This window comes from Pseudomonas flavocrustae (genome assembly GCF_029872515.1).
Taxonomy (GTDB): Bacteria; Pseudomonadota; Gammaproteobacteria; order Pseudomonadales; family Pseudomonadaceae; genus Chryseomonas; species Chryseomonas aestiva.
In genome coordinates, this window is the sequence record NZ_JAPDIQ010000003.1 from 514,672 (window position 1) to 537,127 (window position 22,456).

Consider the following 22,456-nt stretch of genomic DNA (forward strand, 5'->3'; position numbering starts at 1 on the left):
GCAGCGGAAGCGGGGTTGGAACGATCAGGCGTGGGGACGGGCGTCCGATGCCGTCCACTCGGCGGCCTCGGGCAGCGCCAGGGGTTCGGCCTTGCCACTGGCCAGGGCACGCATCAGCTTGTCGCGATCGCAGGCGTCCTCGCCCAGCGCGATCACCACCGTGGCCACGGCGTTGCTGGCCAGGCTGGTCAGGGCGCGGGCCTCGGACATGAAGCGGTCGATGCCGATGAGCAGGGCCAGACCGGCCAGGGGGATGTCATGGATCACGGTGAGGGTCGAGGCCAGGGCGACGAAGCCGCTGCCGGTCACCCCTGCCGCACCCTTGGAGGACAGCAGCATGATCGCCAGCATGGTCAGGGTCTGGCCGATGGTGAGGTCGATGTTGCAGGCCTGGGCGATGAAGACCGCGGCCAGCGACAGGTAGATGGCGGTGCCATCCAGGTTGAAGGAGTAGCCGGTGGGCAGCACCAGGCCGACCACGCCCTTCTTGCAGCCCAGGCCTTCGAGCTTCTGCAGCATGCGCGGCAGCACCGGCTCGGTGGACGAGGTGCCGAGCACCACCAGGAATTCCTCGCGGAAGTAGCGCAGCAGCTTCCACAGGCTGAAGCCGCGCGAGCGGCACAGCGCGCCCAGCACCACGAAGACGAAGAAGGCGCAGGCGATGTAGAGGGTGGCGATCAGCTTGGCCAGGGAACCCAGTGAGGTGATGCCGTACTGGCCGACGGTAAAGGCCAGGGCGCCAAAGGCACCCACCGGCGCGAAGCGCATCAGGTAGCCGAAGATGCGGAAGACCATCTGCGACGCCGACTCCAGCACCTCCAGCACCGGCCGGCCGCGCTCGCCCATGGCGGACAGCGCGAAGCCGCAGAGCACGGCGATGAACAGCACCGGCAGCACCTCACCCTTGTTGAACGCCCCCATGAAGGTGTCCGGGATGATGTGCATGAAGAAGTCCACCACGCTGAGCTTGGCCGCCGACGCCGTGTATTGGGCGATGCTGGCGGTGCTCAGGGTCGCGGGATCGATGTTCATGCCCACGCCGGGCTGGAACAGATAGACCGCGCCGAGGCCGATGAACAGGCTGATGACGGTGAGCACCAGGAACAGCAGCAGCGTCTTGCCCATCAGCCGACCCAGGGTGCTCTTGTCGGTCATGCCGGCGATGCCGGTGACGATGGTGCAGAACACCACCGGGGCGATCATCATCTTGATCAGCTTGATGAAAGCATCACCCAGGGGCTTGAGCGCGACGGCCTGTTGCGCCCAGAAGTGACCGACCAGCACCCCGAGGACCACGGCGCAGAGGATCTGGAAGTACAGCGATTTGGCAAGTTTCATGGGGCATCACCGTTTATTGAAGTTGTGCGGATGCGCTGGTGGTTGGGGGGATATCGCTTTAGCTGGCGAGCCTCCGCGCGGTGGGCGCGTACACGTGGCCGGCGAACAGGCGGCGCGCGGTCCGGACGACCGAGGCCTGGATGGTAGTGCCGTCCGCGCCGCCGCGCGACAGCACGACGTCGATCCCGCCGCTGGGATGCTCCAGGCGGACGTGGGTCAGGTCACGCGTCGACTCGCCGAGCAGCGCCATCACCACTGTTTCCGCGGTGACGCAGGCGGTGGCCAGGCCGATGGAACCGGTGATGGCCAGGGCGCGGTGGCAGCTGTGCGGCATGAAATAGCGCACCTGCAGGGTGCCGCCGTGCTGGGGTGCAGACACCAGTACCGGCTTGGGGATCACCTTGCCGCTGACATCGCCCAGGCCCATGGCCCGACCCACCTGCAGACGCAGGGCTTCCAGCCGCGCCAGCAGCGCCGTGTTGGCGTCCAGCTCGGCCGGCCGCTCGCTGCCGGTCACGCCCAGGTGGCGGGCGTCGACGATCATCATCGGCATGGCCATGTCGATGCAGGTCACCGGCACGCCGTCGAAGACATCGGTAGCCTGGCCGGTGGGAAACAGCTTGCCGGTCTTGCTGCCCACGGCGTCAAGAAAGGTCAGCTGCACCGGCGCGGCGGTACCGGGCACGCCGTCGATGGCGGTGTCGCCTTCATAGCGCACCAGGCCGCCCGGCGTGTGCACCAGCGAATCGACGAAGCTGTTGGTGTTGAGGTTGCGGATGCGCACCAGGGTCTTGCCGTCTTCAGCGGCGACCAGCCCCTGCTCCACGGCGAAGGGACCCACGGCACAGAGCATGTTGCCGCAGTTGGGCGCGGTATCGACGCGGCGCTCGGCGACCATCACCTGGACGAAGAGATAGTCCACGTCGGCATCGGGATGGCTGGACGGGCTGATGATGGCGACCTTGCTGGTCTGGGGGCTGCCGCCACCAATGCCGTCAATTTCCAGTTCGTGACCGGCACCCATGAGGTCGATCAGCATCTCGTCGCGCTGGACGGGATCGCTGGGCAGGTCGCTGGCAAGGAAGAAGGGACCCTTGGAGGTGCCGCCTCGCATGAGAACGCAGGGAATACGTTGCATGACTGCTGACTCTTGTTGATCAATAGCGGTTATTGATGTTCTGCAGGCAAGATTGGCAGCCGGATATAAATCTATCCAATGCAAATATCAGCGCTATTATTCCACTTGGATAATCAATTACGTCGAGGTTCCGAAGCAGGGCAATCATGGACTACGAGCTGCAAGACATTCGATCTTTCGTGAAAATCGCCGAACTGGGCAGCTTCCATGAGGCCGCCGACGCCCTGCACCTGTCGCAGCCGGCCCTGAGCCGACGCATCAAGAAGCTGGAAGACGGCCTGGGCACGCCCTTGCTCGAACGCACCACTCGTCGCGTCGGACTCACCAGCGTCGGCCGCGATTTCCTGCCCAAGGCGCGGCGGCTGCTGGACGACTTCGAGGATTCCATCCTCAGCATCCGCGAACTGGCCGAGCGCCAGACCGGCCAGGTCACCCTGGCCTGCATCCCCACCGCGGCCTTCTACTTCCTGCCCTCGGTGATCCGCCAGTACAACGAGCAATACCCCAAGATCCGCATCCGGCTGCTGGACCTCAGCGCCAACGACGGCCTGGAGGCCGTGCTGCGCGGCGAGGCCGACTTCGGCATCAACATGCTCAGCGGCCAGCACCCGGACATCGAATTCGTACCCCTGGTGCAGGAGCAGTTCGTGCTGGCCTGCCGGCGTGACCACGAACTGGCCGGACGCCCGTCGATCAGCTGGGCCGAGCTGGTCGAGCACCGGCTGATCGGCGTGGGCCGCCTCAGCGGCAACCGGGTGCTGCTCGACCATGCCCTCTCCGCGCGCGGCATCCGCCCCAAGTGGTTCTACGAGGTGCAGCACCTGTCCACCTCCCTGGGCATGGTGGAAGCCGGCCTCGGCGTCTCGGCCATGCCCAGCCTGGCCATGCCGGACGCCGACCACCCGACCCTGGTCAGCGTGCCCCTCACCGATCCGGAAGTGACCCGTACCCTCGGCCTGGTCTCGCGCCGCGGTGCCTCGCTGTCGCCCGCCGCAGAAAAATTCGTTGCCATCCTGCTCGGCCAGTGGAAGACCGAACAGCCCTAGTCCGCGCCATGCACGCGCCCCTTTCCTGAACAGAAGCGGCCAAGCGCCAGTATCCAGTGAACGTCGCGTCCCCTTGGGCGGTCTGTTGGCTGCAACAACTGGTTACGGTCAGGTCCGCTCATGTCCCTAGCGCGAATATCGCGTCCTTCTACTCCTCGCCCGGGGAGCACCTCGCGGCACTGCTCAGGCGTCCGGGCGCTGGCCGGCCTGGTGCTCGCCGCTTCGCTCACGGGCTGTTCGCCGCTGCAACACGGCTTTCTCGCCCCGGCCGGCCTCGCCGCCAGCGGCGAACGCGACCTGCTGCTGTGGATCGTCGGCCTGGCGCTGGTGGTGGTGCTGCCGGTGATCCTGCTCACCCCGCTGATCGTCTGGCGCTATCGCCACGGCAACACGCGCGCCGCCTACCGGCCACGCTGGGAGTTTTCCTGGCTGCTGGACGTCTTCGCCTGGGGCGTACCGGCGCTGATCGTCGCGGTGCTGGCCTTCTTGGTCTGGACCCGCACCCACAGTCTGGACCCCTATCGCTCGCCGACGCCCGGCGAGGCGCCGCTGGAGGTCCAGGTGATCGGCCTGGACTGGAAGTGGCTGTTTCTCTATCCCGAACAGGGCATCGCCACGGTCAATGAGCTGGTCTTGCCGGCGGGGCGGCCGGTACAGCTCAGGCTCACCAGCGATACGGTGATGCAATCCCTGCTGCTGCCGCGCCTGGGCGGCCAGATCTACGCCATGGCCGGCATGCAGACCCAGCGCTATCTGCAGGTTCCGGCGCCCGGTCAGTTCGAGGGCCGCAATGCCCAGTACAGCGGCGAAGGTTTCCAGGACCAGCACTTCCCGATCCGGGTGCTGGCGGAGGCGGATTTCCAGGCCTGGACCCGACAGGTCGGTCAGGCCCGCGAAGCCCTGGACTGCGCCCATTACCAGGTGCTGGCCCGCCCCGGCACCCTGGAGCAGGCCGCCGAGTGGCGCCTGACCCAACCTGCCCTGTTCGCCTGGGTGCTGGCGCGCTATCGCCAGGACCCGGTACCCACCTGTGCCACCTTTACCGGAGCCGCCCATGACTGATTCCTCGGCCCTCTGGCACCTGCTGTTCGGCCGCCTGGGTTACGACGCCCTGCCCTTCTACAGCCTGATCGCCACCTGCGGCGCCAGCGTGGTGATCCTCGGCGCCCTCGCTACGGCCGGGGTGATCACCTGGTTCGGCAAATGGCGCTATCTCTGGCAGGAGTGGTTCACCAGCCTGGACCACAAGCGCATCGGCATCATGTATGTGGTGCTGGCGCTGGTGATGTTCAGCCGCGGCGTAGTGGAAGGCGTGATGATGCGTACCCAGCAGGCGCTGGCCATCGATGCGCCGGGCTACCTGCCGCCGGAACACTTCGGCCAGCTGTTCAGCACCCACGGCACCATCATGGTGTTCTTCGTCGCCATGCCCTTTCTCACCGGGCTGATCAACTTCGTCATGCCGCTGCAGATCGGCGCCCGCGACGTGCGCTTTCCCCTGCTCAACGCCATCAGCCTCTGGCTGACCGTGGCCGGTGCCGCCCTGGTGATGGTGTCCCTGGTGCTGGGGCGCTTTTCCACCGGTGGCTGGAGCGGCTACCCGCCCTATACCGGCATCGACTACCAGCCCGGCGTCGGCCCCGACTACTGGATCTGGGCGCTGACCCTGAGCTCCCTCGGCAGCACCCTCACCGGCCTCAACTTCGCGGTCACCCTCTACAAGGAACGTGCGCCGGGCATGCGCCTGTTCCATATGTCGCTGTTCAGCTGGACGGCACTATGCACCAGCATCCTGATGATCTTCGCCATGCCGCCGCTGACCGTGGCTACCCTGCTGCTGGCCCTGGACCGCTACCTGGGCTTCCACTTCTTCACCAATACCCAGGGCGGCAACCTGATGAACTACATCAACCTGTTCTGGCTGTTCGGCCACCCGGAGGTGTACATCCTGATCCTGCCGGCCTTCGGGGTGTTTTCCGAGGTCTTCGCCACCTTTTCCACCAAGCGGCTCTATGGCTACCACTCGCTGGTCTGGGCCACCCTGGTGATCGCCGTGCTGTCCTTTACCGTGTGGCTGCACCACTTCTTCACCATGGGCCAGAGCCCCAGGATCAACGCCGCCTTCGGCATCGCCACCATGCTCATCGGCATTCCCACCGGGGTGAAGATCTACGACTGGATGGCGACCATGTTCCGCGGTCGCATCCGCCTGACCACGCCGCTGATCTACGCGGTGATGTTCATCATGCTGTTCGTGATCGGCGGCCTCACCGGCATCACCCTGGCCACGCCGCCAGTGGACTACCAGGTGCACAACACCGTCTACCTGGTCGCCCACTTCCACAACATGCTGATCCCGGGAATGCTGTTCGGCATGCTGGCGGGCTACCACTTCTGGTTTCCCAAGGCCTTTGGCTTTCGCCTCGACGAGCGCTGGGGCCGCATCGCCGCGCTGAATTTCGGCCTGGGCTTCATCCTCGCCTTCATGCCCCTGTATGTGCTGGGCGTCTCCGGTCTGCCGCGGCGCAGCCAGGCGATCCACAACCCCGATTTCGCCCCGCTGCTGTGGGTCGCCGAACTCGGCGCGGTGGTGCTGCTGGCCGCCCTGGGCAGCCTGGTGATTCAGCTGGTGGTGAGCATCCGGCGCCGCGACAGTGCGCGGGTGCCGGCGGGTGATCCCTGGAACGGCCGGACCCTGGAATGGGCGGTCGCCGCGCCGCCGCCGGAGTACAACTTCGCCGTGCCGCTGCCGATCAACGACCGCGACCCCTTCACGTGGCTCAAGGAACAGGGCCTGGCCTACGACCGGCCGCGGACCTATGCCGATCTGGTGCTTCCCAGGAACAGCGCCGTACCGGCCATCGTCGGCGCGGCGGGCTTCGCCTGCGCCTTCGGCCTGGTCTGGCACATCGGCTGGATGGCCGTACTGGGGCTGCTGGTGGCCTGGGGCGCGGTGATCGCCCGCAGCTTCCAGCGCGATACCGAGCGACTGATCTCGGCGGCGGACGTTCGGCGCGAGCATGAGGCCTGGCTGGATGAGGTCGCCGCGACCCGCCCCGTCACGCGCGACGAGGAAACCGGGCCGGGCAATCGTGGCCTGGCGGAGATGGCGCCATGAGTTCGCGTGATATGAACCACGCCGGCCTAAACGTCGGTCACACCGACCACGCAACCCACGCCGAGGCCGAATACTCGCTATTCGGCTTCTGGATCTTCCTGATGAGCGACGCCCTGGTGTTCGCGCTGCTGTTCGCCATCTATGCGACGCTGCAGCACGCCACCGCCGGGGGACCGGTGGCCCGGGACGTCTTCGAGATCGGCAGTGTCACCGTCCAGACCCTGGTGCTGCTGGCCAGCAGCTTCACCTACGGCCTGGCGTCGCTGGCGATGAAGTACCACGAGGGTCGCCTGCGGCCCCTGGTGACCTGGCTGCTGGTGACGCTGGCCCTGGGGCTGGTGTTCCTCGGCCTGGAGGTGCACGACTTCCTCGGCATGGCGGACAAGGGCGCCCTGCCCCAGCGCAGCGCCTTTCTCTCGGCCTTCTTCGCCCTGGTGGGCATGCACGGGGTGCACGTCGCCAGTGGTTGCCTGTGGCTGGTGGTGATGCTGGTGCAGCTCAGGGTGTTCGGCCTGGATACGCCGGTGAAGACCCGGCTGATGCGCCTGGGGCTGTTCTGGCATTTTCTCGATATCGTCTGGGTCGCCATCCTGTCGGTGGTCTACCTGCAGGGGCTGTTGCCATGAAGCGTGACGACTATCGCCGCGAACTGGCGAGCTATGTGATCGGCCTGGTGCTGGCGGTGACGCTGAGCCTGATTCCCATCGGCCTGGTGCTCTTCCCGACCTGGCCGCGCGGGACCACCCTGGGCGTCATCTTCGGCCTGGGGCTGCTGCAGATCCTGGTGCACCTGCGCTGCTTTCTGCATATCAGCCTGGGGCGTTCGCACCGCCACGACCTCTATCTGCTGCTGTTCACCAGCCTGATCCTGGTGCTGATGGTGGTGGGTAGTTTGATCGTGCTGGGCAATCTTCATCACCGCATGGGTTGATAACGGTCGCCGTCCCGAAAGACGGCAACCGGATCGTCACCCACCTTACTGGGTGCGCGTCACCCGCCAGACGGTATTGGCCAGGTCGTCGGCGATGATCACGCCGCCACGTTGGTCCACCGCCACCCCGACCGGTCGGCCGCGGGTCTTGCCATCGTCGCCAAAGAACCCGGTGGCGAAGTCGATGGGCTCGCCGGCCGGACGCCCCTGCTGGAAGGGCACGAAGACCACGCGGTAGCCCACCGGCTTGTCGCGGTTCCAGCTGCCGTGTTCGCCGACGAAGACGCCATCGGTGAACTGACCGCCCACCGCCGCGGTGGCAAAGGTCACGCCCAGGGCGGCGACGTGCGAGCCGAGGCTGTAGTCAGGCTTGATGGCCGCGGCCACCTTGGCCGGATTCTGCGGCTGGGCGCGGGTGTCGACGTTCTGCCCCCAGTAGCTGTAGGGCCAGCCATAGAAGCCGCCTTCGCGGATGGAGGTCAGGTAGTCCGGCACCAGGTCCGGGCCGATTTCGTCGCGCTCGTTGGCCACCGCCCACAGCTGGCCGCTGTCGGGCTGGATGGCCAGGGCGGTGGGATTGCGCACCCCGGTGGCATAGCTCTTGTGCGCTCCGCTCTGGGCATCGATCTGCCAGATCACCGCGCGATCCACCTCGACATCCATGCCGCGCTCGCCGACGTTGCTGTTGGAGCCGATCCCCACATAGAGATAGCGACCATCGGCGCTCGCGGCGAGGGACTTGGTCCAGTGGTGATTGATCGCCGCCGGCAGATCGACCAGCTTGTCCGGCGCGCCGCTGGCCTGGGTCTGGCCGTCCTGGTAGGGAAAGCTGACCAGGGCGTCCTGGTTGGCCACATAGATCCGTCCATTGGCGAAGGCCAGGCCATAGGGCGCATTGAGGTTCTCGGCGAACACGGTCTTGAGTTCGTACTTGCCATCGCCGTCGGCATCGCGCAGCAGGGTCAGGCGATTGCCACCCTTCACCTGGGTGTTGCCCTGGGCCTTGATGTAGCCGGCGATGACGTCCTTGGGCTTCAGCTTGGGCGCGTTGCCGCCACGGCCCTCGGCCACCAGGATGTCGCCATTGGGCAGCACCAGCATCTGCCGCGGAATGCGCAGGTCAGTGGCGATGGCGGTGATGGTGTAGCCCTGGGGCACGGTGGGCGTGCGATCGCCCCAGGGGGCCGGCTCGGCGATCTTCATGCTCGGCAGGAGGCCGCGCTGGGGTTCGGGCAGCTTGGGATCGGGTCCGCGCGCCTGGGTGTCGGCACCGCCTTCGTTGCCGCAGGCGGCCAGCAGCACGGCCAGACCAAGGACGCTCAAGGCTCTTGGAGTGCTCATCGAACCACCTCCGAACGCAGATTGGAGAGTGCGATCCAGGCGGCCACCAGGCTCAGCACCGAGACCACCACCGAGAGGATCAGTCCGGCGGGCATCACCGCCCAGGCGTCCTTGGCGTGTTCGAAGGCATTGACCAGCCCCAGCACCCAGGCCAGCAGCAGCAGGAGGAAATAGGCCGCCGGCCGGCGGCCGCGGAAGCGCGCACCGAACAGATTACCGAGGGCGAACAGCAGGGCCAGCCCGGACAGCAACAGCGCCCCGGCGATCAGCCAGGCGGCGAAGTTGGCCCACTGGATCTGCATCGTCTGGTAGTAGGCGATATCACTGAGCAGGCCGCCGATGAACAGCGGGACGGAGCCGGCCAGCAGCAGCGCGTGCAGCGGGCCGGGCCGGACAGGGTGGTAATGGTGGGCAGCTACGGTCACTGACGACTCCTTTTCTAGACGGGACGTGGCAGGGCCGGGCGGCCACTGCGCAACGCAAGACGCACTGAAAAGGATTGCGCGCGCCCGGGGTTAGTTCAGCCGCTTCGCCTGGCGGACACCTCTTGCAAAAGAAGAGATAATGACAGTCTCGTTGCAGCCACGGCCTCTGCCAGGCGCCTGTCCGGCAATGCCGCCCGTGCAACCCGCTGTCCAGCTGCCGACCGAAGGGCTGGACGTCACCTCGTCCACAGGAATCTTTCGCGCATGACCTCTTCCCGGTCCGTCGACCAGGCCTCCCGGCGCGCGGCCATCGTCCTCGCCTGCTGCCTGCCCAGCGACGTGCTGCTCTACCTCGTCCTGCCCATGTACGCCCCGGTCTTCGGCATCACCCTGATCGAAGCCGGCATCCTGCTGGCCGCCAACCGGGTGATCCGCATCGTCGGCTATCGCTATGTGGTGCAGCTCTATGCCCGCTGCGGGGATCGGCGCAGCCTGGTGGTGGCCGCCGTGGTGGCCGCGCTCTGCGCCCTGGGCAACGCCAACCTCTCGGGCTTCTGGGCGTTGCTGGGGCTACGCCTGGCCTGGGGCCTGAGTTTCGCCACCTTCAACCTGTCCACCCAGGTGCTGGCCACCGCCGACCCGGCCGGCGCCGCCCGGCGCACCGGCACCTCCCGGGCGCTGATCGCCATCGGCCCCATGCTCGCTCTGTCCGCGGGTGCCTGGCTCACCCTGCAATACGGGCCGCGGGCGGTGCTGCTGCTGAGCAGCGGTCTCTGCCTGATCGGCCTGCTGCTGGCCCTGGGGCTGCCGCGCGCCGGTCACGAATTGCCGGCGCCCGGGCGGCGCCTGCGCTGGCCGGATCGCATCGTCACCTGGTCCTTCATCGAGGGCGTGACCCTGGACGGCCTGTTCATCTTTGGCCTGTCGGCCTTTTCCCAGGCGGTACTGGGCGGCGATGCCGTGCTGGTGGCCGGGCTGCTGATGGCGCTGCGCTATGTGTCCGACATGCTGCTCAGCCCGCTCGGCGGTCGAGCGGCGGATCGCTATGGCGCGGCGCCCATGCTGGTGGTCTGCTCGACGCTGACCGCGCTGTTCCTGATCGCCTTCGGCTTCCACTGGCTGATCCTCGGCGCCGGCGGAGTACTGATCCTGCGCGCCCTGCAGATCCCCCTGGCGGTGACCCTGGTCGCCACCCGCCATCCCGGCCAGGCCCGGCTGCCGGCGCTGGCCTCCAACGCCATGTGGCGCGACGTGGGTGCCAGCGTGGGGCCGCTGCTGGCGGGCGTGCTCATCCCCCTGGTGCCTTCGACCCTGCTGTATCCGCTGTCCGGCCTGGCCATCCTGATCAGCTCCCTGGCCTGCCTGAAATTGAAACCGGCTGCCGCGTAGCTATCCGTACCCTGGCGTCCGTTGCGGACGCCAGGGTCTGCCTGCCGCTACTTGCCGTGGGCCTGCAGCACCGGCTCGCTGACGCCCTTGACGCCGACCAGGGTCAGGCTGGTCAGCAGCACGTTCTGCGGCCCCTGGTAGGCATCCACCGGCTTGTACCACTCCGCCAGCGAGTGGGCACTGCCGCCCTCCCCGCCGCCGCTGATGGTCATGGCCGGCACGCCCAGGGACATGGCGGTGTTGGAGTCGGTGCTGCCACCGCTCAAGGTGACCTTGGCGCCGTTGGTCACGGCGGCGATGGAGCGCTGCGCCGTCTGTACCATGGGCGAATCCTCCGCGGTGCCACCGGCCGGACGGTCACCGATCAGCTTGATGTCGACCGAGATCTGATCGGTGTCCCAGCGCTTGTTCTCCTCCTTCACCGCGTCCTGCACCAGGGCCAGGATCTCCTTCTCTTCCGCCAGCAGCGCGGCCTCCTCGTTGGATCTCATGTCCAGGGTCAGGCGCGCTTCGCCGGCGATGGCGTTGACCGAGGTGCCGCCCTGCACCGTGCCCACGGTAAAGGTGGTCTTGGGCTCCTTGGGCGGCCGCACCTCGGCGATCTTGGCGATGGCGCGACCCATGGCGTGGATGGCGCTGGGTCGCCCGAATTCGGCGAAGCTGTGGCCACCCGGGCCCTTGAAGGTCATCTCGTAGCGGTGGCTGCCGGTGCCGCGATTGACGATCCGCCGCACGTCGATGCCGTCCACCGATATGAAGCCGTCGATGCCCTGGCGATCCTTGAACAGGGCCTTCACCCCGCGCAGGTTGCCGAGCTCCTCCTCGCCCACGGTACCGACGAAGATCAGGTCGCCCACGGTCTCGATGCCACTCTTGTTCAGGGCGTCGATCACCGACAGCAGCGCCGCCAGGCCCCGGGCGTCATCGCCGATGCCAGGGCCGTAGGTCTTGCCGTCCTTTTCCTTCAGGGTCAGGTCGGTGCCCTCGGGAAACACCGTATCCAGGTGCGCCGAGACCACCAGCTGCGGACCCTGGCCGCTGCCCTTGCGGGTGGCGATCACATAGCCTTCCGGGGCGATGCTGGCGTCCTTGAGACCCAGCTCCTGGAATCGCTTGAGGTAATAATCGGCGCGCACCTTTTCCTTGAACGGCGGCGCGGGAATCTGGGCGATATGCTTCTGTTCCGTGAAGGTGCGGCCGTCATCGGCGCGCAGCGCGTCCAGCGCCTTGGTGACCCGGGCATCGCCCTGGACGGCAGACAGGGAACCCTCGACGCCCGGCGCGGCGGCCAGGGGCAACGCCAGGGTGGCGGTCGCTGCGGTAAGCACTAGAGCGGAAAAGCGGTTGGCCAAGGCCGAACGAGCAAAAGACATCTGACACTCCCATTGCCTGAATTGGTATTCCGAAGAAGCGCAATCGTCAGACGAATGCGCCCCGCCTGACCCTAGGTGCCCGCGAACGAAAGGTCAAAGAACCGGGCGCTCTCGGATATGCAGCGTCGTTCAGGGTGCTCCTCGCGACTCAGGAGTCCAGAAACCTCCGCCCCTCGGCCGCCAGCTGCCTGAGCCGCGGAGAGATTCGCGTCCCGCGCTCGGCCAGGGCGGCGGACCAGCCTTCCAGGGTGCTGACGATTCGCTCCAGCCCGCACTGGTCGGCGTGGTACAGCAGCCCGCCGCGATAGCGCGGAAAGCCGTAGCCGTGCAGCCAGACCAGATCGATGTCGACCGGCTGTTCGACGATGCCCTCCTCCAGCAGCCAGGCTGCCTCGTTGATCATCACGAACAGGCAGCGTTCGAGGATCTCCGTATCACTGTGGCTGCGCGGGGTGAGACCCCGGCGCTGACGGTGGGCGGCGAGCAACCCGGCGACCAGGGGATCCGCCTGGCCCTGGCGCTGACCCGGCTCATAGCGGTAGTAGCCGGCGCCGGACTTCTGGCCAAGACGGCCGCGGGCGTGCAGCTGCTCGATCAGGTCGCAGGCCCGCTCGGCAGGGCTGAGGGATTCACCCCGCCCCTGGCGATTGCGCCAGGCGATGTCGATCCCGGCCAGGTCACGCAGCTCGAAGGGACCCATGGGAAAGCCGAATTCACGCAGCACCCGGTCGACCTGTTCGGGGGCGGCGCCCTCTTCCACCAGCAGGGTCGCCTCGCGTTCGCGTACCGCCAGCAGGCGATTGCCGACGAAGCCATGGCAGTTGCCCACCGCCACCGTGGTCTTGCCCAGGCGCTCGCCCAGTTGCAGGGCAGTGGCCAGTACGGCGGGCGCGACCGCGCGGGTCCGAACCACCTCCAGGAGCTTCATCACCTGGGCCGGGCTGAAGAAGTGCATGCCGATCACCGCCTCCCGTCGGCCGGTCACCCCGGCGATGGCATCGATATCGAGATAGGAGGTGTTGGTGGCCAGGATGGCGCCGGGCTTGGCCAGGCGATCGAGCTGACGAAAGACTTCCTGCTTGACCGCCAGATCCTCGAACACCGCCTCGATGATCAGATCGGCGTCGGCTACCGCGTCCAGCGTCGTTTCACAGCGGATCAGGGCGGCGCGCGCGTTGGCCTGATCCGCCGTCAGGCGGCCCTTGGCCAGGGCCCCGGAGAAATAGCTGTCGATAGTGGCGCGGCCCCGTTCCAAGGCCTGCGGCTGGGTATCGATCAGGACGGTGGCCAGGCCGGCGTTGGCCAGGCAGAGGGCGATACCGCTGCCCATCAGCCCCGCGCCGATCACCGCCACCTGCCGCAACGCTACGGGAGGCGCCGCCTTGGCCAGGGCGCGATTACGACCCGCCAGGGCGCGCTCGGCGAAGAACACCTGGCGCAGGGCCCGGGCCTGGGCGGACTCGCGCCGGGCAACGAACAGCTCACGCTCGCGCTGCAGGGCGGCGGACAGCGGCAGCTGCCAGGCACCGCGCAAGGCGTCCAGCGCCAGCACCGGTGCCTCCTGTCCCGGCAACTTGCGCAGCAGCCCGCGGGCCTGGGCCTCGAAGGCGTCGGGGTCGAACGGGGGTACCGTCTGGACCGCCGTCGGCCGTGGCGACAAGGGAGGATGATCACGCAGAAAGCCCTGGGCCAGGGCCAGAGGTTCACCCTCGCCCAGACCATCGATCAGCCCCGCGCCAAGCGCCGCGCTGGCATCCAGGCGCGTGCCGCCCACGATCATGTCCAGCGCCAGGGGCGCGCCAACCAGGCGCGGCAGGCGCTGGGTGCCGCCCGCGCCCGGGATCAAGCCCAGGCTGACTTCCGGCAAGGCGAAGGTGGCAGCGGTCGCCGCGACCCGGTAATGACAGGCCAATGCCAACTCCAGCCCACCGCCCAATACCGTGCCATGCAGCGCGGCGATCACCGGCTTCGGCGAGGCTTCGAGGGCCGCCAGTACCTCCGGCAGATGGGGCTCCTGCAGCGGCAGGTCGAATTCGCGGATGTCGGCGCCGGCGACGAAGGTCCGCCCGGCGCAGGTGATCACCAGCGTCTGGATCCCATCATCGGCCAGGGCCTCCTGCAGCCGTGCCAGGAGCCCCGCACGCACCGCGCGGGACAGGGCATTGACCGGTGGATGGTCCAGGGTGATGACGCCCAGGGCGTCGATCCGTTGCAGAGTCACGGTGGTCATGTAGGGTCTCCCGAAGGGTCAGAGCAGCGACAGCGGATAGCTGGCGATGACGCGGACGTCATTGGCGTCCCGCGAGAAATCGGAACGGTAGGTGGCGCTGCGCAGACGCAGGTTCAGGCCCTTGAGCGAGCCGCCCTGCAGCACGTATTGCAGCTCCACATCCAGTTCCCGTTCGGCGCCGGACGCGCCGCCGCGCAGTTCGGCCTGGCTGCCGCGTACGAAGCGCGTCATGAAGTTCAGGCCGGGGATACCCAGCTGGCCGAGGTCGTAGTCGTAGCGCGCCTGCCAGGAGCGCTCATTGGTCTCGGCGAAATCGCCCACCTGGACGAAGTTGACCAGATAGGGGTCGGTGCCATTGACGTAGGGAAAGGCCGTCGAGCCCGACATCTTCTGATAGCCCAGGCCCAGGGAGTGGCCGGCGCGCTTGTAGGTACCCAGGGCGCTGAAGGCGCGGTTGTCGATGCGTCCGCCGCGGGCGCTACCCTCGTCGTCGCTGTCGAACAGCCGCACCTCGGTGAGGAAGGCGCCCCAGTCGCCCTTGCGGCGGTCGGTCAGACCAAGAAAGCGCTGGCGATAGACATCTTCCAGCACGGCGTACTGGGCGCTCACATCGGTGGTGGTGCCGAAGCGGTAGAGGGCGCCGACGACATTGAAATCGCTCCCCTCGAGGGAGCCGCTGAAACGGCGATTCTTGTTGTTCAGCGAAAGGCCGTCGGCCCCGGAGCTGTCGCGATAGACCGTGCGCTGAATGTTGGCGCCGGTCAGGGTCAGTCCCTTGATCTCCCTGAATTCGAACTGGCTGCCCTCGAAGGTCTGGGGCAGCAGGCGGCCATTGTTGGTGACCAGGGTCGGCCAGCGCGGTAGCAGGGTGCCGATCCGCAACTCACTCTTGGAGAGACGCGCCTTGAAGGTCGCCCCGGCCTTGGCGTACTCGCCGGGCGCGCGGCCCTCGTCGTCTACCGGCAGCAGACCGGTGCCAGTGCGGCCACGGCCCGAATCGAGCTTCAACCCCAACAGGCCCAGGGCGTCCAGGCCGAAGCCAAGGGTGCCCTGGGTAAAGCCGGATTCGTACTTGAGGATGAAGCCCTGGCCCCACTCCTCGCGCTTGGACTGGCCGCTGCCGTCGCGAAAGTCGCGATTCATGTAGAAGTTGCGCAGCTCCAGGGTGGCCTTGCTGTCTTCGAGGAAGCCGTCGGCATAGGTGAGGGGCGACAGCAGGGCAATACCCAGCCCTGCCGCCAGGATCGGCTTGTCATGATGCCTGTGCATAGGAGGTCTCTACCGAACCCTAGCCGCCCGCGGCGTACCAGGGGGGATGGAAGGAAGCGTGCGGTTCAGCGCACCTGCGTCAGGTAGTCGGCGGCGGTACCGGGGATCTGGGTGTTCTGGATCTGACCCAGGAAGGTAATGGCGCGCTGGACGTCCTCATCGGTGAGATAGGGCGTCGCGGGGAAGGACTTGCGGTTGTTCTTCCAGGCGGCGGCATAGACCTGGTCGTTGACGCCCTCGAAGCGGGTACGTACGGCCTTGGCGGCCTCGTCCGGATGCTGGCTGATCAGCTGGGTGGCGTCGTTGAGCGCGGCAAGAAAGGCCTTGACCGTGTCCGGATGCTCCTGCGACCACTCGCGGCGAGCGCTCAGGGCGATGGAAGGATAGCCGTCCAGGGCCTTTACCTGGCCCTCGGACATGTCCAGCAGGGTGAAGCCCTTCTGCTCGATCACCGCGCTGTCCGACGCTGGCGACGACAGCGCGAAGCCGTCGATGCGGCCCTGGGCGAAGGCGGCCAGCATGGCGCCGCCATTGTTCAGGTACAGCAGGGTGAAATCCTTCTCCGACTGCAGCTTGGCTTCCTGGCCGAGGAAGCGCACCAGGAAGTCGGCGCTGCCGCCAGTACCGCTGACCGCCAGGCGCAGCCCCTTGAAGGCGGCCAGGCGCTGCTCGACGGTGGAGTTGGCGTTCAGCCCCAGGCGGTCGGCCACCTCCTGGCGGATCACCACGTTGCTCGCATACTGGCCGACCATGCGCCCCAGCAGGGTCACGTCGGCGCCCTTCACCTTGGCGTTGATGGCGTTCTGGATGGCGCAGGAACAGAACTCCACCGAGCGGCTGACCAGCCCGGAGGCGGCGGCGCCGCCACCCTTGAACTTGACCAGGCTGACGTCCAGCCCGTGCTTCTTGAACAGCCCGGCATCCAGCGCCACGAACAGCGGCATGTGCACGAAACCTTCGGTACCTATGGCCACCTTGACCGCTTCATCGGCCTGCACGGCGGGGGTGGCGGTAAGCAGCGCGGCGCTCAGGCCGAGGGCGGAAAACAGACGCTTGAACGACATGGCAAAGACCTCTCTTCTTCTTGTAATGGGTAGTGGGGGCGATCAGATCGAGAGTTCGCGGGCGTCCTGTTCCTTCTTCCAGGGCATCAGCGCGGTTTCCAGCTTGCGCACCGCTGCCTGCAGCAGCAGCGCCAGGAAGATGATCGCCAGCAGCGCGGCGAAGACCCCGGCGGTGTCCAGCTGGCCGGCGGCGTCCTGCAGCAGGTAGCCCAGGCCGCGGTTGGCCGCCATGATCTCGCCGACGATGGCGCCGATCAGCGCATAGGGCACCGACAGCTTGAGCCCGGTGAACACCCACTGGATGGCCGAGGGCAGCACCACCTTGCCGATCAGGTGATGTTCCTTGGCGCCCATCAGCCGCAGGATCTCCAACTGCTCGCGCTCCACCGCACGCACGCCGCTGTAGGTGTTGAGGAACACCAGGAAGAACACGATGGTGGCGGTCAGGATGATCTTCATCTCGATGCCGATGCCGAACCACATGATGAACAGCGGCGCCAGGGCCACCTTGGGCAGGCTGTAGATGGAGATCAGGATGGGATCGAGCAGCTTGGCCAGGGTCTCGTTGCGACCCAGCAGCAGGCCGACGCTGATCCCGGCGCAGGCGCCGCAGAAGAAGCCGGCCAGGGTCTCGACGACGGTGATCCAGCCATGGGCGAACAGCCGACCGCTGGCGACCAGCTCGACGAAGCGGCCGCCGATCTCGCTGGGCGAGCTGACGAAGAAGGGATCCACCAGCGGTCCCGAGGCGAACTGCCAGGACAGCAGGATGACGGCAAAGATGGCGACGCGGCCGAGAAAGATGTTCATAGCAGGATTCTCCAGGGGTGGGCCGCTCAGGCGTCTTGGCTCGGGGTGATGAATTCCCAGAGGTCACCGCAGAGCTGGTGGTAACGCGGGTCCTTGCGCAGCTGCAGGATGTTGCGCTCGTCGCCCAGGGGGATGGTCACGTCGCGCACGATGGTGCCGGGACGGCCGGAGAAGATCAGGCAGCGATCGCCCAGGGCCACCGCCTCGTCCAGGTCATGGGTAACGAACAGCACGGTCTTCTTGAGTTGGCGACTGAGCTTGAACAGCTCGGTCTGCATGCGCATGCGCAGCTGGGCATCGAGCGCCGCGAAGGGCTCGTCCATCAGCAGGGTCTCGGGATCGTAGGCCAGCAGCCGGGCCAGCGCGGCGCGCTTGCGCATGCCCCCGGAAAGCTGGCTCGGGTAGGCCTTTTCGTGGCCTTCCAGGCCGACCAGGGCCACCAGCTCGCGGATGCGTGCCTGGCGTTCGGCCTTGCCCACGCCGCGGATCTCCAAGGGCACGGCGATGTTGCCGACTACGTCGCGCCAGGGCAGCAGGTGATCGCTCTGGGTCATGTAGCCGGTGCGGCCGTTGATGCCCTTGACTGGCTGGCCGCTGTAGAGCACCTGGCCTTCGGTGGGGGCGAACAGGCCGGCCACCATGTTGAGCAGGGTCGACTTGCCGCAACCGGAAGGACCGACGATGGTCACCACCTGGCCCTGCTGGATGTCGACGTTGATGCTGTGGGAAGCCTGTTTCGCCACGCCCTTGACGGTAAAGGCCTTGGCGACGTTGCGAAAGGAAATCACGGTGGGCGCCGGGGCGATGCTGCCGATCGGCTCGCGAGGGCTGGCGTTCTTCAGTACGGCGGACATGGCGTTACTCCCGGTTCGAGGACGTGGCGTCGGGTTCAGGACTCATGAACGACGCGACGGCGTCTGACGGTAGGGATGCACACCATGGGCGATTGATCTGGAAGCTGTTCATAGTGACCTACTTATTGTTATGAGTCAGAAATGAAGCGTTCTTGGATTATGCAAGGGTGAACCTGAGCGGCAATGGTGCTATTCCACCCTGTGGAACAGCACCGCTTCAGCTCAGCACGGTGAGCCCATCGAGGGCGACCACGCCCTGCCCGTGTGGCCTGACCAGCAGCGGATTGATCTCGGCTTCCTGCAGGCGCTCGCCCAGGCGCAGGGCCATGTCGGAGAACGCCACGATGCAGTGCGCCGCCGCCTCGACGTCGGCCCTGGGTCGGCCGCGATAGCCGTCCAGCAAGGGATAGGTACGCAATTCAGCGAGCATTTCCCGGGCATCCTCCAGGGTCACCGGCAGCAGGCGCAGCGTGGTGTCCTGGAACAGTTCGGCGGTCACGCCACCCATGCCTAGCAGCAGCGCCGGGCCCAGTTGCGGATCACGGGTGAAGCCGAGGATCAGCTCCTCGCCGCCGCTGACCATTTCCTGCACCAGGAAGGCCTCGGGATCGAAGCCGACCTGGGTGGTCACCTCGTCGCGCATCCGCTCCAGACGTGCACCGATCCCCTCGGGTCGCTGCCGCAGGGCCACGCCGCCCACCTCGCTCTTGTGCGGGATGCGCGCCGAGAGCACCTTGAGTACCACCTCGCCGCCCAGTTCGCGGGCCGCCGCCTCGGCCTGACGCGCATCGCCCACTACCCGCTCGCGGGTCACCGGAATGCCGAAGGTTTCGTAGAGCTGCTTGCTGCGCGCCTCGTCCAGCGGGCCGGGTTGCAGGTCCGCCAGAGCCACCGACTCGGCCAAGGGAGCGGCGCCGAGCTGCCCCGGCCGCTGCCTTGCATAGCTGCCTTGCAAGGCCAGCGCCTTGAGCGCTCCGGCACAACTTTCGGGGGCGCTGAAGGCCACCCCGCCCGAACCGTTGATGCGCTGCGCCGCCGCCGGCGCATGGGGGCTGATATAGGCCAGCACCGGCTTAGTCGAATGGGCCAGGCTGTCGCGGATGGCATCGGCCATCAGGTGCGGCTGGGCCACCCCGGAGGAACCCACCACGCTGATCACCGCGTCATAGTCGGGGCTGTCCAGCAGGATGCTGATGGCGCCACGCATCACCTCCGGTTGCAGACCCGCCAGGGTCAGGTCGATGGGATTGCGGTCGAGCACCGCCTGGTCGCCGACGTCCAGGGCGCGCAGTCGCGCCGCTGTCTCCGCGCCGGGCGGCGGGGTCTGGAAGCCGTTGACGCCCAGGTTGTCGGCGATCAGGGTACCGGCGCCACCGGTGGAGGTCAGGATGGCTACCCGGGTGCCCTGCATGACCCGGCCACTGGCCAGGGCGAAGGGAATGTCCAGCAGGTCGGCGAAGGTCTCGGCGCGGATCACCCCGAGCTGGCGGAAATAGGCCGAATAGAGATCGTCGGAGCCAGCCAGGGCGCCGGTATGGGAGGCCGCGGCGCTGGCGCCGGCTTCCGAACGGCCGACCTTGAACACTACCACCGGCTTGCCGGCGGCGCGGGCCCGGCCCACGGCGCGGGTGAACCTGGCGGTGTCGCGCAGCCCTTCGAGGTAGAGGGCGATCACCGCGGTGGCCGGATCGCCGGCCAGATGGTCGACGAAGTCGGCGACGTCCAGATCCACCTCGTTGCTGGTGGAGATCAGCTTGGAAAAGCCGATGCCGGCCGCCACGCCGCGAGAGAGCAAGGCACCGAGGATGCCGCCGCTCTGGGAGACCAGGGCCACCCTGCCCGGCAGCAGGGCGTCCATGTCCAGGGCGCCACTGGCGGACAGGGTGATGCGCTCGCTGACGTTGACCAGGCCGATGGTATTGGGGCCGAGGATACGCATGCCGCCGCGCGCGGCCTGGAGTTCCGCCTGGCGGCGGATGCCGCTCTCCCCGGTTTCGCCATAGCCGCCGGCCAGCACGATGGCCGCCGCACAGCCCAGCGCCGCCAGTTCGGCCACCGCCTGATTGGCACGTTCGGCACCCAGCAGGATGACCGCCACGTCCGGCACCTCGGGCAACTCGGCGATAGAGGGATAGCAGCGCTGGCCGTCGATCTCCTCGTAGCGCGGATTGACCGGATAGAGGCGTCCCTGGAAGCCATGCTTGCGCAGGAAGGCGATGGGCCGGCCGGAGGTCTTGCGGGCGTCGCCCGAGGCGCCGATGACGGCGACGCTGGCCGGACTGAGCAGACGGTCGAGGGCGCTCATCGTTGGCCACCATTGCTCTTGCGCTCCAGGAAGGCGGCGACCGACTCCTGGTGTTCGCTGGAGGTGTAGCAGATGCCCTGGGCCTGGCTGCCCATGGCCGAGATCTGGCCCTGGGTCAGTTCGAAGGTATTGTTGAGGATCGACTTGCTCAGCCCCAGCGCCGTGGCGGAACCGGCGGACAGTTGCAGCGCCCAGTCCTGGGCCGCTGGCAGCAGAGCATCGTGGGGCACCACCCGGTCGATCATGTTGATGCGCTCGGCTTCGCCCGGCGCGACGGTGCGACCGGTGAAGATCAGCTCCTTGGCCCGGCTCAGGCCGACCCGCCGTGGCAGGAAGTAGAGGCCACCACCGTCGGGGATGAGGCCGCGGGCGATGTAGCTCATGGCGAAGGACGCCTGCTCGGACGCGATGATGAAGTCGCAGCTCAGCGCCATGTCGCAGCCCAGCCCGGTGGCGGCGCCGTTGACCGCGGCGATGGTCGGTTTGGGCAGGTTGTGCAGCAGCGAAACGGCATGGTGAACCCGTTGCTGGCGCTTCCAGCCGTTGAAGGCCACCGAACCGGCCGGCGCACTCATGCGCGCCTGCATGCCCTTGATGTCGCCGCCGGCGCAAAAGCCCTTGCCGGTACCGGTCAGGATCAGCGCCTTGATCGCGCTGTCGGCGGCGATGCGCTCCAGGTGCTCGATCAGCAGGGTGCGCATGTCGTCACTGATGGCATTGCGCGCTTCGGGGCGGTTGAGTGTCAGGGTGGCGATGCCCTGGGTCACCGTCAGCTCGATGGGGGTCGAGGATTCGGGAGCTGTCGTCATGGGAGGCCTCTCTTATTCTTGGGTTGATTGGCTGCCCGGATCTGCGCCAGGCTTGAAATCAATCTGCGCGAGGAGACCTGTCATGACAACGCAGCCATTCCACCAGGTGGAACACGCCGTCGCCGAGCCGCACGCCGCCGACATGCCTGGCCAGGGCAAGGCACCGGCCAACCGCTCGCTGGAGCGTGGCCTGGATGTCCTGCGCGCCTTTCGTCCGGGCACCGAATACCTCACCAATGGCGACCTCAGCGACCTCCTCGGCCTGGCCAAGTCCACCGTCAGCCGCCTGACCCAGACCCTGGTGCGTACCGGCTTTCTGGACTACGACAGCGGCCGCAGCGCCTATCGCCTGGCGCCGACCTTTCTCGGCCTGGCCCATGCCATGCACCAGGGCAGCAGCCTCCTGCAGGCCGCCTCGCCGCTGATGATCAAGGTGGCGCGGGAGCACCAGGTCAACGTCAGTCTGGCGGCGGCGGACCGCGACGAGATGATCTACCTGGAGTCGATTCGCCTGAGTCAACGCAAGACCCCGCGCAACGTCCTGGTCGGCCAGCGCCTGCCGATGGACATCACCTCCCTGGGCCGCGCCTGCCTCGCCGGCCTGGGCGAAGCCCAGCGCGAAACGCTGATCGCCACCTTCTGCGCCCGCCGCTGCGAGGCACGCCGGGCGCCACTGGAACAGGAGATCCGCGCCGCCCTCGCCAGCGTCCGCAGCAAGGGCTACTGCCTGGCTGCCTGGCAACCCGAAGTGGTCGCCATCGCCACCCCCCTCGGCCTCCCCGGCTATCGCACCCATGCCCTCAACATCAGCCTGGCCACCCCGCTGTCGGAGGCGGAGATCGAGGAGCGCTATGCCGAGGTGCTGCTGGAATTGGCCAGGGAGATCAGGGCGGCGTGTGGGAGTGATCCTGGCGGACTGACGTGATGTCTCGGGGCAACATCTCCGCCCGAGAGGCCATCCTTCCGCTCCGTGGTGTCACTCCTGCCTATTACTGAAGACTGGTTGAGCCCGGTAG

Annotated in this window: 19 protein-coding genes; 7 read left to right on the forward strand and 12 right to left on the reverse strand. The window is 67.2% G+C overall.

The genetic code is table 11. The annotated features are described in order from the left end of the window. Nucleotides 1-24 precede the first annotated feature (24 nt). Entirely contained in the window at nt 25-1,338 is a 1,314-nt protein-coding gene (gene dctA / locus OMP44_RS10305; protein ID WP_280307641.1) for a C4-dicarboxylate transporter DctA, read from the reverse strand. 58 nt (nt 1,339-1,396) lie between these two features. Further along, the gene (locus tag OMP44_RS10310; protein WP_280307642.1) at nt 1,397-2,476 is read right to left on the reverse strand and encodes a 4-oxalomesaconate tautomerase; all 1,080 of its coding nucleotides are present in this window, start codon (nt 2,474-2,476) and stop codon (nt 1,397-1,399) included. 146 nt (nt 2,477-2,622) lie between these two features. Here OMP44_RS10310 and OMP44_RS10315 point away from each other — a divergent pair, with 146 nt between their 5' ends. The 5 genes from OMP44_RS10315 to OMP44_RS10335 all read left to right on the forward strand — a co-directional run bounded on the left by OMP44_RS10315 (nt 2,623) and on the right by OMP44_RS10335 (nt 7,571). Then, complete coding sequence (locus OMP44_RS10315; RefSeq protein WP_133860758.1) at nt 2,623-3,522, forward strand: LysR family transcriptional regulator; 900 nt, start codon at nt 2,623-2,625, stop codon at nt 3,520-3,522. Between the two features lie 210 nt (nt 3,523-3,732). Next, nucleotides 3,733-4,584: a cytochrome ubiquinol oxidase subunit II gene (locus OMP44_RS10320; RefSeq protein ID WP_252977132.1), complete on the forward strand. Its 852-nt coding sequence runs from the start codon at nt 3,733-3,735 to the stop codon at nt 4,582-4,584. Further along, nucleotides 4,577-6,640: a cbb3-type cytochrome c oxidase subunit I gene (locus OMP44_RS10325; RefSeq protein WP_280307645.1), complete on the forward strand. Its 2,064-nt coding sequence runs from the start codon at nt 4,577-4,579 to the stop codon at nt 6,638-6,640. Before OMP44_RS10320 ends, OMP44_RS10325 begins: the two co-directional genes overlap by 8 nt. Then, a complete protein-coding gene (locus tag OMP44_RS10330; RefSeq protein ID WP_187979461.1) occupies nt 6,637-7,266 on the forward strand; it encodes a cytochrome c oxidase subunit 3 in 630 nt (209 codons plus the stop codon). Before OMP44_RS10325 ends, OMP44_RS10330 begins: the two co-directional genes overlap by 4 nt. Then, on the forward strand, nt 7,263-7,571 hold the full coding sequence (locus tag OMP44_RS10335; protein ID WP_280307650.1) for a cytochrome o ubiquinol oxidase subunit IV: 309 nt from the start codon (nt 7,263-7,265) through the stop codon (nt 7,569-7,571). Before OMP44_RS10330 ends, OMP44_RS10335 begins: the two co-directional genes overlap by 4 nt. 45 nt (nt 7,572-7,616) lie before the next feature. On the opposite strand, the gene OMP44_RS10340 is transcribed toward OMP44_RS10335, so the two are convergent. Next, nucleotides 7,617-8,912: a PQQ-dependent sugar dehydrogenase gene (locus tag OMP44_RS10340; RefSeq protein WP_280307653.1), complete on the reverse strand. Its 1,296-nt coding sequence runs from the start codon at nt 8,910-8,912 to the stop codon at nt 7,617-7,619. Beyond that, a complete protein-coding gene (locus OMP44_RS10345) occupies nt 8,909-9,337 on the reverse strand; it encodes a DUF2231 domain-containing protein (RefSeq protein WP_158894380.1) in 429 nt (142 codons plus the stop codon). Before OMP44_RS10345 ends, OMP44_RS10340 begins: the two co-directional genes overlap by 4 nt. A 264-nt stretch (nt 9,338-9,601) precedes the next feature. Here OMP44_RS10345 and OMP44_RS10350 point away from each other — a divergent pair, with 264 nt between their 5' ends. After that, a complete protein-coding gene (locus OMP44_RS10350) occupies nt 9,602-10,726 on the forward strand; it encodes an MFS transporter (protein ID WP_280307657.1) in 1,125 nt (374 codons plus the stop codon). Nucleotides 10,727-10,773: 47 nt separating this feature from the next. Here the strand turns inward: OMP44_RS10350 and OMP44_RS10355 are convergent, their stop codons facing one another. The 8 genes from OMP44_RS10355 to OMP44_RS10390 form a co-directional block, all read right to left on the reverse strand. Further along, the gene (locus OMP44_RS10355; RefSeq protein WP_280307659.1) at nt 10,774-12,099 is read right to left on the reverse strand and encodes a M20/M25/M40 family metallo-hydrolase; all 1,326 of its coding nucleotides are present in this window, start codon (nt 12,097-12,099) and stop codon (nt 10,774-10,776) included. A 148-nt stretch (nt 12,100-12,247) separates the two neighbouring features. Continuing rightward, nucleotides 12,248-14,329 carry a 3-hydroxyacyl-CoA dehydrogenase NAD-binding domain-containing protein gene (locus OMP44_RS10360; RefSeq protein WP_280307662.1) on the reverse strand — a complete coding sequence of 694 codons (2,082 nt, stop codon included), beginning with the start codon at nt 14,327-14,329 and terminating at the stop codon, nt 12,248-12,250. 18 nt (nt 14,330-14,347) lie between these two features. Then, complete coding sequence (locus tag OMP44_RS10365) at nt 14,348-15,598, reverse strand: OprD family porin (RefSeq protein ID WP_280307665.1); 1,251 nt, start codon at nt 15,596-15,598, stop codon at nt 14,348-14,350. A 65-nt stretch (nt 15,599-15,663) separates the two neighbouring features. Next, nucleotides 15,664-16,662: an ABC transporter substrate-binding protein gene (locus OMP44_RS10370; RefSeq protein ID WP_187979467.1), complete on the reverse strand. Its 999-nt coding sequence runs from the start codon at nt 16,660-16,662 to the stop codon at nt 15,664-15,666. Between the two features lie 42 nt (nt 16,663-16,704). Beyond that, nucleotides 16,705-17,472 carry an ABC transporter permease gene (locus OMP44_RS10375; protein WP_017641233.1) on the reverse strand — a complete coding sequence of 256 codons (768 nt, stop codon included), beginning with the start codon at nt 17,470-17,472 and terminating at the stop codon, nt 16,705-16,707. Between the two features lie 26 nt (nt 17,473-17,498). Continuing rightward, nucleotides 17,499-18,326 carry an ABC transporter ATP-binding protein gene (locus tag OMP44_RS10380; RefSeq protein WP_280307673.1) on the reverse strand — a complete coding sequence of 276 codons (828 nt, stop codon included), beginning with the start codon at nt 18,324-18,326 and terminating at the stop codon, nt 17,499-17,501. Between the two features lie 217 nt (nt 18,327-18,543). Further along, nucleotides 18,544-20,631: an acetate--CoA ligase family protein gene (locus OMP44_RS10385; protein ID WP_280307675.1), complete on the reverse strand. Its 2,088-nt coding sequence runs from the start codon at nt 20,629-20,631 to the stop codon at nt 18,544-18,546. Then, nucleotides 20,628-21,440 carry an enoyl-CoA hydratase/isomerase family protein gene (locus OMP44_RS10390; RefSeq protein WP_280307678.1) on the reverse strand — a complete coding sequence of 271 codons (813 nt, stop codon included), beginning with the start codon at nt 21,438-21,440 and terminating at the stop codon, nt 20,628-20,630. Before OMP44_RS10390 ends, OMP44_RS10385 begins: the two co-directional genes overlap by 4 nt. Nucleotides 21,441-21,522: 82 nt before the next feature. On the opposite strand from OMP44_RS10390, the gene OMP44_RS10395 reads away from it, so the two are divergent. Then, nucleotides 21,523-22,365: an IclR family transcriptional regulator gene (locus OMP44_RS10395; protein ID WP_280307680.1), complete on the forward strand. Its 843-nt coding sequence runs from the start codon at nt 21,523-21,525 to the stop codon at nt 22,363-22,365. Nucleotides 22,366-22,456 lie beyond the last annotated feature (91 nt).